The 13,212-nt window shown below is 63.9% G+C and carries 16 protein-coding genes; all 16 read right to left on the reverse strand.

Features of this window, described 5'->3' with window-relative positions; translation table 11 throughout:
- Positions 1–12 precede the first annotated feature (12 nt).
- A complete protein-coding gene (locus tag DBIPINDM_RS24930; RefSeq protein WP_258581702.1) occupies positions 13–1,380 on the reverse strand; it encodes an IS1182 family transposase in 1,368 nt (455 codons plus the stop codon).
- A gap of 108 nt (positions 1,381–1,488) precedes the next feature.
- A complete protein-coding gene (locus tag DBIPINDM_RS24935; protein ID WP_258581703.1) occupies positions 1,489–2,481 on the reverse strand; it encodes a flagellin in 993 nt (330 codons plus the stop codon).
- A 244-nt stretch (positions 2,482–2,725) separates the two neighbouring features.
- Positions 2,726–3,457 carry a flagellar type III secretion system pore protein FliP gene (gene fliP / locus DBIPINDM_RS24940; protein WP_095199335.1) on the reverse strand — a complete coding sequence of 244 codons (732 nt, stop codon included), beginning with the start codon at positions 3,455–3,457 and terminating at the stop codon, positions 2,726–2,728.
- On the reverse strand, positions 3,454–3,948 hold the full coding sequence (locus DBIPINDM_RS24945) for a flagellar basal body-associated FliL family protein (protein WP_258581704.1): 495 nt from the start codon (positions 3,946–3,948) through the stop codon (positions 3,454–3,456). Before DBIPINDM_RS24945 ends, fliP begins: the two co-directional genes overlap by 4 nt.
- 20 nt (positions 3,949–3,968) lie before the next feature.
- The gene (flgH, locus tag DBIPINDM_RS24950; protein WP_258581705.1) at positions 3,969–4,676 is read right to left on the reverse strand and encodes a flagellar basal body L-ring protein FlgH; all 708 of its coding nucleotides are present in this window, start codon (positions 4,674–4,676) and stop codon (positions 3,969–3,971) included.
- On the reverse strand, positions 4,673–5,254 hold the full coding sequence (locus tag DBIPINDM_RS24955; protein WP_258581706.1) for a MotE family protein: 582 nt from the start codon (positions 5,252–5,254) through the stop codon (positions 4,673–4,675). Before DBIPINDM_RS24955 ends, flgH begins: the two co-directional genes overlap by 4 nt.
- 3 nt (positions 5,255–5,257) lie before the next feature.
- Positions 5,258–6,499 (reverse strand): flagellar basal body P-ring protein FlgI, encoded by a 1,242-nt coding sequence (locus DBIPINDM_RS24960; RefSeq protein ID WP_416361707.1) that lies wholly within the window; start codon positions 6,497–6,499, stop codon positions 5,258–5,260.
- Positions 6,496–7,020 carry a flagellar basal body P-ring formation chaperone FlgA gene (gene flgA, locus DBIPINDM_RS24965; RefSeq protein ID WP_258581707.1) on the reverse strand — a complete coding sequence of 175 codons (525 nt, stop codon included), beginning with the start codon at positions 7,018–7,020 and terminating at the stop codon, positions 6,496–6,498. Before flgA ends, DBIPINDM_RS24960 begins: the two co-directional genes overlap by 4 nt.
- A gap of 6 nt (positions 7,021–7,026) precedes the next feature.
- Positions 7,027–7,815 (reverse strand): flagellar basal-body rod protein FlgG, encoded by a 789-nt coding sequence (flgG, locus tag DBIPINDM_RS24970; RefSeq protein WP_258581708.1) that lies wholly within the window; start codon positions 7,813–7,815, stop codon positions 7,027–7,029.
- An 11-nt stretch (positions 7,816–7,826) separates the two neighbouring features.
- Positions 7,827–8,150 carry a flagellar hook-basal body complex protein FliE gene (locus DBIPINDM_RS24975; protein ID WP_019860949.1) on the reverse strand — a complete coding sequence of 108 codons (324 nt, stop codon included), beginning with the start codon at positions 8,148–8,150 and terminating at the stop codon, positions 7,827–7,829.
- Positions 8,147–8,563: a flagellar basal body rod protein FlgC gene (gene flgC, locus DBIPINDM_RS24980; RefSeq protein WP_172224751.1), complete on the reverse strand. Its 417-nt coding sequence runs from the start codon at positions 8,561–8,563 to the stop codon at positions 8,147–8,149. The genes DBIPINDM_RS24975 and flgC overlap by 4 nt, the downstream gene beginning before the upstream one ends.
- A 2-nt stretch (positions 8,564–8,565) precedes the next feature.
- Entirely contained in the window at positions 8,566–8,946 is a 381-nt protein-coding gene (gene flgB, locus DBIPINDM_RS24985) for a flagellar basal body rod protein FlgB (RefSeq protein WP_019860948.1), read from the reverse strand.
- Positions 8,947–9,024: 78 nt separating this feature from the next.
- Entirely contained in the window at positions 9,025–9,855 is an 831-nt protein-coding gene (locus DBIPINDM_RS24990) for a hypothetical protein (RefSeq protein WP_258581709.1), read from the reverse strand.
- Positions 9,836–11,236, reverse strand: a complete 1,401-nt coding sequence (gene fliI / locus DBIPINDM_RS24995) for a flagellar protein export ATPase FliI (protein WP_258581710.1) — start codon at positions 11,234–11,236, stop codon at positions 9,836–9,838. Before fliI ends, DBIPINDM_RS24990 begins: the two co-directional genes overlap by 20 nt.
- A 1-nt stretch (position 11,237) precedes the next feature.
- A complete protein-coding gene (gene flgF / locus DBIPINDM_RS25000) occupies positions 11,238–11,963 on the reverse strand; it encodes a flagellar basal-body rod protein FlgF (RefSeq protein WP_258581711.1) in 726 nt (241 codons plus the stop codon).
- A gap of 2 nt (positions 11,964–11,965) precedes the next feature.
- Positions 11,966–13,087 (reverse strand): DUF1217 domain-containing protein, encoded by a 1,122-nt coding sequence (locus tag DBIPINDM_RS25005; protein ID WP_258589334.1) that lies wholly within the window; start codon positions 13,085–13,087, stop codon positions 11,966–11,968.
- Between the last annotated feature and the right edge of the window lie 125 nt (positions 13,088–13,212).

A 13,212-nucleotide genomic window follows, 5' to 3' on the forward strand; every position in this document is an offset into this window, starting at 1 on the left:
GGGTTGCCTGCCTCATGCGAGGCGGGGTTTTGGCCTTGGGCTGAGGGCCAGGGCGATCTTCTTCATGTTCTGGGCTGCGGCGGCGATCAGACACTGGCAGGCTACCCTGGTGAGACTTCGGAACCGGGCATAGCGGTGGCCGTGCAGTTGCTTGGCGTCGGCGAAGGAGCGCTCGACAGTTTCCTTGCGGCGGCGGTAGACGGCCTTGCCCCACGCCGTCAGCCGGTTGGCGTCGGTGCGTTCCTTGGCATCGGCCCAGACGTGGCGGATGATGGTGCGCTGGGCCTTGGCATTGGTGGTGCAGGAAGCGAGCAGTGGACAGTCGCGGCAGATAGCGGGGGCGCTCTTGTAATGGCGGTAGCCATTGCGGTCGGTGGTCGCGTAGGCCAACAACTGGCCCTGTGGGCAGCGATAGCCATCGGTCTCGGGCTCATGGGTGAAGGATGACGGTCCCATCATGCCAGGCTTGGGCGGTGTTGGGCGGCGATAGCCGGTGACGCCGCGTATTGCGCGATCCTCCAGCCCTTTGGCGATGCCGGCCGTGGCATAGCCGGCGTCCAGCCCGACAGCGCCGACATCAAAGCCGAAGCGCTCCACCTGGCGGTCGAGCCGCGACAGGTAGACCGTAGAATCGTGGACGATCGCTGTCGTGTGCGTGTCGGTGATGATGGCGTGGGCCGCATCCACCGTGCGGTGGTCGAGATAGAAGAAGCCCTTCGGTTTGCCCTCGCGCACCATGTAGCCGCTGTCGGGATCGGTGCGCGATACCTTCGTCTCCTTCACCGCGGGCTGGCGTTGCTTCTCCTTCAGCGGCTTCTGGCCGTGCAGCCCTCGTTCGGCGTCGATCGCACGATCGAGGTCGGCCCAATAGTCGGCCCGCGACTTGGCGATCATGGCAAGATCGTATTTGCCCTTGTTGGCGTTGGCCTTCAGATGGGTGGAGTCGGTGTAAAGCACCGTGCCATCGACAAGGCCCGCTCGGATCGCCTGCTCGACGATACGGTCGAAGATCGCCTGCGACACGCTGGTGTCGTCGTAGCGTCGACGCCGGTTCTGCGACAGCGTCGAGGCGTCGAACACCTTGTCCGTCAGTTTCAGCCGCAAAAACCAACGATAGGCGACATTGACCTCGATCTCGCGCACCAACTGCCGTTCCGAGCGAACTCCAAACAGGTAGCCGATGAACAGCGCCTTGAACATCAAGGTCGGATCGAGCGGCGGCCGGCCATTGTCCGGGCAATAGAGTGGCGCCGTCAGATCGTGGATGAAGGAGAAATCGATCACACGGTCGATCTTGCGCAACAGGTGATCAGCCGGAACCAGCTGATCCAGCGTTACCATCTCAAGCGCGGTCTGTTCAGGGGCGGGTCGCTTCAACATGACCCAGTGAATCAAAAACCCCCGGCAAATGCCAGGGGTTTGTCAGCAGTCTGAAACGGGCCGCGCTTTTGGCGCGGCCCGTTTTCTTGATTGGTCGGTCTAGGGCGATCAGCCGCGGAAGAGCGACAGGATCGACTGCGACGAGCCGTTGGCGATCGACAGCGCCTGGACGCCGAGCTGCTGCTGGACCTGCAGCGCCTGGAGGCGGGTCGATTCCTTGTTCATGTCGGCATCGACGAGCTGGCCAACGCCGCGGTCGATGGAGTCCATCAGGCTCTGCGTGAAGGTCTTCTGCAGGTCGATGGAGCTCTTGGCGGCGCCGAGCTTGGTGGCGGCGGTCGTCATATCCTTAAGCGCGGCGTCGACGACGGTCATCATCTGCGAGATCTGAGCGTCGCTGGCGGCCACGCCGCCCGTGGAGATGGAAAGGCTGGCAACCGAATAGGTGTCGCCGGCAGCGGGAGCGGCACCAAGGGTCGGGTTCTGTGCCGTGGCGGTTGCAGCGCCAGTGGTGCCAAGGCGGGCCGTGTCGAGGATGCCCTTGGCGGTCGCAGCTGTGCCGGCTTCATACAGCTTGATGCTTTCCACGTTGACGTCGATCGTCGAGATCGAAACCGCGCCGGCGGAGCTGCGGTTGAAGGCCGAAACGATCTTGACGTCCGCAGCGGTGGTGGCCGTCGCGCCGCTGTTTACGGACAGCATGTTGGTGCCGGAGAAGGTGGCGGAGTCGGCGTAACCCTTCAGCTGTGCCTGAAGCGCGGCGATTTCGACCTGCGTCTTTTCCTTGGCGGCATCGGTCTGACCGTAGGAGCCGGTCAGCTTCTGCTGGATCGAGTTGATGGTGGTGATCGCGCTGCTCATGCCGGTGTAGGCGGTGTCGACCTTCGACGCGCCAAGGCCGAGCGAGTCCGAAACGGTGGACATGGCCTGGTTGTCGGAGCGCATGGTGGTGGCGATCGACCAGTAGGCGGCGTTGTCCGAAGCCTGGGAAACGCGATAACCCGTCGAGATGCGGGCCTGGGTGGTCGAGAGGTTGCTCTGGGTGGCGTTAAGGCTCTGCAGGGCCGTCAATGCGGCGCTGTTCGTCATGATGCTGGACATGGCTACTCGTACCTTGTTTTTACAGGTGTTCTTTTGACATACCGGCTTTTCCGGTATGACGGAGCGGCATCATGCCAATGACCGTCGCGTTTGGGTCACCCGCCATCTGCGAGCGACTATGGCGGCGAGTTCCTACCAAAGACCTAAACTGGACGGTTAAGCAAAAATAATTAGAGAAAAAATCGACGCCTCGCACACGGCGCGGTCCTTGCGGCAGTCGACGCTTTGCGCCGAGACGGCGAGGTCAGTTGAAGGATCTCACCAGGCTGCCGACGAGCAGGTTCCAGCCGTCGATCAGGACGAAGAACAGGATCTTGAACGGCAGCGACACCACGGTCGGCGGCAGCATCATCATGCCCATAGCCATGGTGATGGTGGCGACGATCAGATCGATGACCAGGAATGGCAGCACGATCAGGAAGCCGATCTCGAAGCCGCGGCGGATCTCGGAGATCATGAAGGCGGGCACCAGGATGCGCAGGTCCACCGTCTCCTTGGCAACGACCTGGCCACGCTCGCGGGCAAGATCGGCGAAAAGATCGAAGTCCTTGTCGCGCACATTGTGCAGCATGAAGGTGCGGAAGGGATCCGAGATCTTCTCGAAGGCCTCGGTCTGGCTGATCTGGTTGTCCATCAGCGGCTTGACGCCGGTGTTCCAGGCCTGATCGAAGGTCGGCGCCATGACATAGAAGGTCATGAACAGCGACAGCGAAATCAGGATGAGGTTTGCCGGCGTCGACTGCAGGCCGATGCCGGCGCGCAGGATCGAGAATGCGATGACGAAACGGGTGAAGCTCGTCACCATGATCAGCAGGCCCGGCGCCACCGACAGCACGGTCAGCAGGCCGAACATCTGGATGATGTAGCCGACGGTGGTGCCGTCGGCCTTGCCGATGCCGCCCAGGTCCAGCTGCTGCGCCGCCGCGACGGAGGTAGCGGCGCCGATCAGCGCCGCGGCGAGAAGGAACTTCTTCATTCGAGCAGCAATGTCCTGATGAGAACCTGTTTGGCGTGACCCTGGCTGCGGATCGAGGCGCGTTCCTCGAGATCGGCTTTCAGGTGCTGGTAACCGCTGGCGCCCTCGACCTGATGCATCTTCAGCGTGCGCACGAAGGCCAGAAGGTCCTGATGGATGTCCTCCGTCATCGCCGGCGGCTGCGGCGCGTCGTAGACCACGGATACTTCCATCCTGATCCAGGTGTCGGCGGGGGATGCGATGTTGGTGGTGATCGGCGCCAGCGCGACGAGCGTCGGCCCCGTGCCCGGCTGTTGCGCGGCAGCGGGTTCGGTGACCTTGCCCTCATTTTCAGGCGCAGCCGGCACCGATGACGGTGCGCCGACGCCCTTGAGATAGCCGCCGGACATCCAGCCCATGCCGATGGCGGCGGCCGTCACCACCAGCAGCGCGGCGCCCTGGACGACAAGGGAAGGACCCTTGCGAGGCTGAGGCTGTTCGACATTGGCCACGGTGCTTTGGTCTCCAATCCCTAGAACGGAAGAACCTGGTCGAGAACCTGCTGGCCGTAGGCCGGCTGCTGGATCTCGGTGATGCGGCCGCGTCCGCCGTAGGAGATGCGCGCTTCGGCGATGCGTTCGTAGGGGATCGTGTTCTCGGCGCCGATATCGGCCGGCCGCACGATGCCGGCGATGGTCAGCACCCTCAGCTCGGCGTTGACGCGCACTTCCTGCGACCCTGTGATCATCAGATTGCCGTTCGGCAAGACATCGGTGACGATCGCAGCGACATTGAGCTCAAGCGTTTCCGATCGCTTGATCTCGCCATCGGCCGTTGTATCCGTGGCGGAGTTGAGCGATCCAGCACCCTTGCCGGCGGTGCTCCACTTGTCCCATTGCGCACTGAGGTCGAAGCCGAGCTTGCGGTTGGCGGTGCGGCTCCTGTCGTTCTGGTTCTTGAAATTGGCGCGGTCGTTGATCTTGATCTTGACGGTCAGGATGTCGCCCTGCGAGAGCGCCCGGGGATCGGTGAAGAGACGGCTCTGGCGATCGTCCCACAGCGAGAACTTCTTCACCGGTGCCCGAGGTGGCTCGGGGTATTTGTAGAGGGATCCGGTGTTGCCGCCGTCGATGCCGGAGCCGACCGGCGACAGCGCCGGGTCCTTGCCGACTTCCTTGAGATTGGTTCCGCAGCCGGACAGCGCCGCGACCGCGCACAGGATGAGCATTCTGCGGATCATGACGGATCTACCCTTCGGGCTGCGCTGGCCATGATGCCGGTGAGCGTCGCCGCCGCCTTCTGGTCCATTTCGTTGAGAATGACGCTGGCCTTGCGTGGATCGAGTTTCATCAGGATGGCCGCGGCCAGGTCGGCATTGACGATTGCCAGGCGTTCGGCCGCGGCGTCCGGTTTCATGCCGGCATAGATCTTGACGACTCCGTCCTCGGCCCGGGCCAGGAACACCTCGCGTCGCTTCAGCCAGGTCTCGTATTCGGCCTTTTTGGCGTCCAGAGCTTTCATGCGCTCGTCAATGCCGGCCTGCAGCTGCTTCAACTCCTCGGCCTGCAAGGCATAGCGGCGGTCGCGGGCGGCGTCGGCGATGTTGGAGCAGAAGCGCTCGATCTCGCTTTGATCCGGCGCCTTTTCCCGCGTCAATTGCTGGGGTGCCACCGCGGGCTGCGCTCCGGGCAGAACCTGGCGAACGACATCCTCGCTGTGTGCACCCCCACTGGCAGCGGACATGGCCGTGAGAACCGCTGCCGCGAACAGCATCGCGCGGCGTCTTTCATGGGATGAGAGCGGAGGGATCATCGGCATCGCCTATTGGAGAACCAGATCGGCTTGCAGGGCGCCGGCCGACTTGATGCCTTGCAGGATGGCAATGATGCCGTCCGGCTTGACGCCGAGGCGGTTGAGGCCGGAGACAAGGGTTTGCAGGTCTGGCCCGTCGAGCACCGCGACGCGGCCATTGGGCCGGCTGGCGTCGATGGCGGTGAACGGCTCGACGGCGGTTTCGCCCTTGGAGAAGGGTTCGGGCTGCACGACGCGCGGCGCTTCCGTTATGCGCACCGTCAATGTGCCGTGGCTGATGGCGACGCGCGAGATCTTGACGTCGTTGCCGATGACGATGGTGCCGGTGCGCTCGTCGATGACGACGCGGGCCGGCGTGTCGGATTCGACGACCAGGTTTTCGATCTCGGCATAGAAGCGCGCGGCCGAAACGGCCTTCGGCCTTCTGATTTGCACGGTGCGGGAATCCCGCTCGGCCGCCACGCGCATGCCGAAGCGCTGGCTGGTATAGTCGTTGATCGCGTCGGCGATGCGGATGGCGGTCGAAAAATCGGGATTGCGCAACTGCAGCGTCAGCGTCGACTGGTCGTCGAATTCGGCTTTCACCTGCCGCTCGACGATGGCGCCGTTCGGCACCCGGCCGGCGGTCGGTACACCTTGCGTCAACTGCTGGGCCTGACCCTGCGCGATGAAGCCGGAAACGATGACCGCGCCCTGGCCGACGGCATAGATTTCGCCATCCGCCGCCTTCAGCGGCGTCATGATCAGCGTGCCGCCGGCAAGCGAGGTGGCGTCGCCCATCGAGGAGACGTCGATGTCGATGCGGGCGCCCGACTGCACGTAGGGCGGCATATTGGCGGTGACGATGACGGCGGCGACATTCTTGGCGCGCGCGCTACCGCCTTCGGTGGCGATGCCGAGATTTTCCAGCATGGCGCGGATCGACTGTTCGGTGAACGGCGAATTGCGCAGGCTGTCGCCCGAGCCGGCGAGGCCGATAACCAGGCCGTAGCCGACCAACTGGTTGTCGCGCGAACTCTGCAGCTGGGCGATGTCCTTGATGCGCGAGGCGACCTGGCCAGGCGGCAGCGAGCTTGGCCCGGGCGAAACGCGGAACATGCGGGTGGTGGTCGCCGGATCATATTCCGGATCGTCGTAGACGCCGCCGTTCTTGGCGGCGAGCTCGTGCTTGGCCTTGGGCGTCAGGCCGTCGGCCAGCGCTGGCTGCAGGCCGAGCGTGGCCGCGAGCAGAAGGGTAAGCATGCGCATCATGAAGCGCTGACCTGGATGGTTCCGTCGGCCATCACGGTGCCGGAAAGGATCTTGCCGCTGTCGCTGTTGCGAACCTTGATGAGGTCGCCCGCCGAACCTGGCTGCAAGGTCACGGCGGTCGCAGATATCGTCAGTCCGCCGGCGATGAAGAAGACCTGCACGGCCGCACCCTGTTCGACCAGCCAGGCTTGGCGGATGGCGGTGGAGGGAATGTAGCGGCCGGGCAGCAGCGTGCGCTTGGCGACCTTGCCCTGGAGTTCTTCGGCACGTGTCGCCATGGCGTCGGGCTTGTGCTTGCCCGGGATGAGGGTCACCTGCTTCAGGGCGGCAAGCTCGATGGTTTCGCCGGGATAGATGACGCGGTTGGGGATCAGCACGACCTCGCCGGCAGGCTGATTGCTGGCGATCTGGGTTGCCGACTGATTTGCCGATTCCTGGGCGAAAGCCGGCATGCCGCCGGACACCAGCGCGAGGATCAGCGCGGTGCGGCGGAATGCGGAGCAGGAGATCGGCATGGCCATCATCCCTTACCTGATGTTCTTGGAGACGACGGAGGCCATGTCGTCGGCGGCTTGAATTACTTTGGAATTCATCTCATAGGCGCGCTGCGCCGAGATCAGTTCGGTGATTTCCTTGACCGGGTCGACGTTGGAAGCCTCGAGGTAGCCTTGCTGGACGCTGGCGAAGCCGGGATCGCCGGGTACGCCGACATTGGCCGGGCCGGATGCCGTGGTTTCCTTGAAGAGATTGTCGCCGAGCGGCGCCAGACCTGCCTCATTGGCGAAATTGGCGATCTGAAGCTGGCCGAGGCTCTGCAAGGCTGTCTGGCCGTCGATGCGGGCAAAAACCTCGCCGGTCTTGTTGACGATGACCTCAACGGCATTAACCGGTACCGTGATGGCCGGAATGACATTGGCGCCATCCACCGTCACCAGCTGGCCGGTGGCATTGGTGTTGAAAGCGCCGGCGCGGGTGTAGAGCGTGCCGCCATCGGCGCCCTCGATCTGGAACCAGCCCCGGCCGGTCAGCGCCATGTCGAAACTGTTGCCGGTGCTGGTCAGTTCGCCCTGGGTATGCACGTTGCGCACGGCCGTCGTCTTGACGCCGAGGCCGATCGAAACGCCCTCCGGCACCAGCGAGGCGTTGGAGCGGTTGGGTACGCCTTGCGTGCGGTCGACCTGGTAGAGCAGGTCGGAGAATTCGGCGCGCGCCCGCTTGTAGCCGGTGGTGTTGATGTTGGCGATGTTGTTGGCGATGACTTCCAGATTCGTCTGCTGGGCATTCATGCCGGTGGCGGCGATGGCAAGTGCTTTCATGCCCTAACTCCTCAAATACCCATTCGACTGACTTCGAGATAGGCGGAAACGACCTTGTCGCGGATGGCGACAGCGGTCTGAAGCGCCTGCTGGGCGCTCATCACGGCATCGACGACCTGGCGGGTGTCGGCATCGCCCTTGAGCGCCTGGAGCGACACTTGCTCGGCATTCTGCAGCGTGTTGACGGTCTTGGAGGCTGCCTGGCTCACCGCTTCGGCGAAGGAGGTGCCAAGGTTGCCCGACGTCGCCGGCGCGACACCGCCCTGAAGCAGGTCGGTCGCCGTGTCGCCCAGCCCGGGCTTCAGGTTAAGCGCGCCGATGCCATTCACGATCATTGGTTCCTCATCAGGTCGATGGTCATTGAAATGAGGTCGCGCGCCTGCTTCACGACTTGCAGGTTGGCCTCGTAGGAGCGGTTGGCCTCGGTCATGTCGGCCATTTCGATCAGCACGTTGACGTTGGGCATCTTGACGTAGCCCTTCTCGTCGGCGGCCTCGTTGCCGGGCTGGAATTCGACGGGAAAATCACTCGGATCGCGGTCGATCGAGTTCACTTGAACCGTTGAACTGCCTGAGGCCCGGTCGAGCTCGGAGACGAAGCTGATGGTCTTGCGGCGATAGGGGTCGGCGCCGGGCGTGGTGCCGGTCGACTGGGCATTGGCGAGGTTTTCCGAAACCACGCGCAGGCGCTCGGACTGGGCGCCAAGGCCGGATGCTGCGACTTTCAGGGCTGCGGTCAGTGCGTCCATGGTCAGCTCTTCACCGCCATCATCATCATCGAGTGGAAGGCCTTGACGATCGCCGTGTTGAGCTCGAAGGAGCGGCGCACCTCGCCGGCCTTGAGAAGCTGGTCTTCAAGCACGACGGTGTTCTTGGACGGCATGACCACGCCATCATCTTCCTGCGGCTTGATGGTGAAGCCGGCATTGGTCGCCGCGCTGCCGAGATGGCCGGCCTCGGTGGTCTGCAGCGACACCGCGGTACGGTCGAGCACCTTTTCGAAGGGCTCGACATCGTTTGCCGTGTAGCCCGGCGTGTTGGCGTTGGCGATGTTGCCGGCGATCGCCGACTGGCGCACGGAAAGCCACTGCGCTTGCTTGGCGGCGAGATCGAAAAGGGAAACGGGCTCCATGGGAATCTCCGGGCATGTGCCCAAAGACTAGGCCGCCAGTCTTGCGCGGACCTTGCGGGCGGCAGAGCCGCGACAGCCTTACCTGGAGAGCTGGATCACCTGGTTGGTGCTGGTCAGCATGACCCATTTGCCGTTGCGCTGCTCGATCGACGACACCATGCTTGAATCCGGTAGCGTCGAGCCGCGCTGGACGATCCACAGGCCGGTGTCGTCCTCGATCATGGCGCGGCCGTTGGCGACATGGACCATGCGGAATTTCGCGACATCGGCGGGGAAGGGCTGGTCGCCGGGCGGCTGTGCCGGGGTGGCGTCATCCTGCACCGTTCCGGTGGCGAGCGGATCGATGCTGGTGTTGGGAACGTCCTTGGCCGTCAGCGGCGCGCTGCGCGAGGCGACCACGCCACCGCCCGCGCGCCCCGAATTGGTGCCCGTGCCGCCAAACTTGATCGCCTGAACGCCGAACTGCTCCTGGTTGAAGAAGATATACCAGGGAAACAGGGCGCAGATCAGGCCGAGCGTGACGCCGAGCGCGGCGATGACGAAGTCGCTTCGCCGGTCTGCCTTCTTGCTCAATTTTGGAAATTGCGCCTTTGGTGGTTGCGGCCATTCGGTGACGGGGAACAGGCCGTCGATCAGCGATTCGCGGTTTGCCTGCGTCATCTCGGCAGGCTCGACGCGGGGAACCATATGCATGGCGGCAGTCTGAGCCAGAACAGGCTCGGATCTGGGCAGAGCCGGCTTGGCGGCTCTGGCCAGAACAGCCGCGGTCTTGGCAGCTATGGCGCTGGCAGCCTTTGCCTTGGCGGCCCTCTCTTCCTCGGCCCGAGCTGCCTCGGCGGCGTTCGCCGCGGCGATCATCTCGTTCAGGATGCGCTCGGTATACTGGCGTTCAGTCTCCTGATTCGGCATTCAGCTTTCCCTTGAGATGGCGGGCGAGGTCGGAGAACGGATCGGCTGACGGGCGGTCCCTGGGCGATTGCGTCAGCGCCTCGTAGATCAGCGGCACCTGGCGCACGGCGATGTCGAGCTCGGCGTCGGCGCCGCCCTGATAGGCGCCGAGCAGGCGGATGTCGCGCGTGTCCTCGAAGCGGGAGATCATCGACTTCAGCCGCGTCACCAAAGCGCGCTGTTCGACACTCCAGGCCTTGCCGGCCAGGCGCGATATGGACGACAGCGGATTGACCGGCGGATAGCGGCCCTGTTCGGCGATCGCGCGGTCGAGCACGACATGGCCGTCAAGAATGCCGCGCACGGAATCGGCGACCGGATCGTTGTGGTCGTCGCCGTCGACCAGCACGGAGATGATGGCGGTGATCGAGCCCTTTCCTTCAGCCCCCGGCCCGGCGCGCTCGAGCAGCTTGGGCAGTTCGGTGAAAACCGAGGCGGGATAGCCGCGCGCGACCGGCGGCTCGCCGGTTCCCGTCGCCACCTCACGCAAGGCATGGGCGAAGCGGGTGATCGAATCCAGCACCAGGAGCACACGGTGGCCCTGGTCGCGAAAGTGCTCGGCGACGCGCATGGCGGTGTCGGGCGCGCGCCGGCGCATCATGGCGCTCTCGTCGCTGGTGGCGACGACGGCCACGGTCTTGGCCATGCTGTCGCCGATCGTGTCCTCGAGGAATTCCCGGACCTCGCGGCCGCGTTCGCCGATCAGCGCCACGACGACTGTGTCGAACGCGTCGGCGCCGGCGAGCATGGCGAGCAGCGTCGACTTGCCGACGCCCGAACCGGCAAAGACGCCCATGCGCTGGCCGAAGCACAGCGGCGTGAAGATGTCGATGACCTTGACGCCGGTCATGAAGGCGGTGCCGACGCGCTGCCGTGCCATGGCACCGGGCGTCGTGGAACTGCCCGACAGGTCGTCGCCCCTGATCAGCGGCGGGCCGCCATCGATCGCCCGGGTGAGCGCGTCGATGGTGCGGCCGCGCCATGAACCGTGCGGCGCCACCGCGAGCGGACCCCTGCGAAACACGGCATCGCCGATACCGGCATCGGCGCTGCGTTCAAAGGGCGCTACGACGACCTCGTCGCGGCTGATCTTGACGATCTCGCCGCGGCGCGCGCCGGTCTGGCCGCGCTGTTCGACCATGTCGCCCAGCCTGGCGAAATCGGAAAGGCCGCGCACCTTGTAATGCGTCGGCGTGACTTCGGTGACGAGACCGCCGCGCTTGACCAGCCCATCGGCGTTGCTGAAGCGTCGAAATACCCGTTCCAACGCGGCCAAACGGTCCTCCGGCGCCGGCTGGAGCTGGATTTCGGGTGCGCGGATGGAGGACCGGTCGAGCGACATGCTACGACTTCGAGCCGAGCGTCTTGATCGCCTCGTCGGTGGAGGAATCCGTCTGCCGCATCAGGGCCGCGGTGTTCTCGAAGGCGCGCTGGACCATGATCAGCCGGGTCATCTCCAGCACCGGATTGACGTTGGATTCCTCGACGAAACCCTGGGCTATGCCGACATCGGAGCGATCAGTGACCGGCTCGGGGGTGCGCGAAGGCACAATGCCAGAATTGCCGTAACGCACGAAATTCTGACCCGGATCGAAATTGTAGAGGCCGATCGAGCCGACAAGCTGGTCGTTCTGGCGCAGCGAGCCGTCGGCGCCGGCCTTGGGCGGGCCGTTGCGGGGGTCGAGCTGGATCGGCGCGCCGCCGGCGTCGAGCACCGGATGGCCTTCGATCGACATCAGCTCGCCATTTTCGTTCATCGAGAAGCGGCCGTCGCGGGTCATGACGGTGCCGGCCGGCGTGTCGATGGCGAACCAGGCGTCGCCCTGGATGGCGAAATCGAACGGATTGCCGGTCTCGCTCAGGGACCCATGGGCGCCCGAAAGATAGGTCTTGCCCGACGAGGCGAAGGACACCGATTTCTGTCCGGTACCCGATACCACGTCCTCGAATTTCACGCCGGTGGCGCGAAAGCCGACGGTGTTGGCGTTGGCGACGTTGTCGGCGATCGTGTCGAGCCGGCGCTCGAGCGCCATCTGCGCGGAAAGGGCGACGTAGAGACTGTCCTGCATGATCAGAACTTCAACTTCTGCATGGCCATCATCAGGTCGGTGGAGATGCCCACCGTGACCGGCTGGGCGAACAGCACGCTGACTGACGTCACGGCCGTCGAGGTCGGATTGTTGATCTCGTACATGCTGGTGAAGCGGGTCAGGAACTTGCCGAGTTTCTGCGGGTCGGAGAAATCCGAGATGTTGAGTTTCTGCGCGAACAGCTGCGCCTGCTTGTCTATGTCGGCGGTGGCGAAGGAATCGGGGAGACCCAGCGCGGTGCGCACGACGGTGGCTAGTGCCGTGTCGGCCAGCACGTCATACCAACTGGTGATGTCGGGCGCCTTGCGCTGGAAATAGAGCGCCAGCCGCACACCCTCGTTGGTCTGGCCGGCATCCTCCTCAAGCGTCTGGCGCATATACTTGTCGACGGTTGGCTGCTGCGCCGGATTGATGGTGGTGGCGTTCTCGCCGTATTGCTCGAAGTTGAAGGCCGAGGCCAGTGCGGCGTAGGCCGGGTTCGTCTGCTTGTTGGCGACGCTGTTGGGGTCGCGCACGCCACCTTGCAGGACCGACTTGATCAGGTCCTTGTTCTCCGTCGCCGAATCGAGACCGAACGCGGCCAGCGCGTAGGTGTAGAGCCGGCTGTTCGACATCAGGTCGTCGACGGACTTCACCTTGGTGATGTTGGCGAGATAATACGTGGTCTCGCCCTTCACATAGTCCGAATTCGGATCGAGGCCGGCGATTTGCGCCTGCGTGGCATAGTTCTTCGTCACCAGCTGCTGCGCCTTGTTGTAGATGGTGGCATCGGCGCCGTTGGCGGCGAAGTTGAAGGCGCTGACGAACGCGGCGTAGCGCTTGTCGGTCAGCTTGTTGGCGAAACTGCTGGAGGTCGAAACGCCTTCCTTGAGCGCCTTGACCATGAAGGCCTTGGCGTAGTCCATATTCTCCAGCCCGTAGGCCTTCATGGCATATTTGAACAGCCGGTCATTGTTGACGAAATCGTCGATCGATTTCACCTTGGTGATGTTGGCGAGATAATATTTGGTATCGCGATCGACCGTCGGCTGTTGCTCGATGCGGTCGATCGACTTGCTGATGTCTTTGGTGATCAATTGGTAGCTGGTAAAGGTATCGAGCAACGTCATGCCTCCGGCCGAAGCTTAATATCGTGACAATAACCTCACTTCCTTGCGCGAAACTGAATCGGCAACATTCGGCGCCCTTGGCGGCTCGGATTCAAGCCTCACACAAGGCACGGGGACTA

The sequence above is a fragment of the Mesorhizobium sp. AR02 genome (genome assembly GCF_024746835.1).
Taxonomy (GTDB): Bacteria; Pseudomonadota; Alphaproteobacteria; order Rhizobiales; family Rhizobiaceae; genus Mesorhizobium.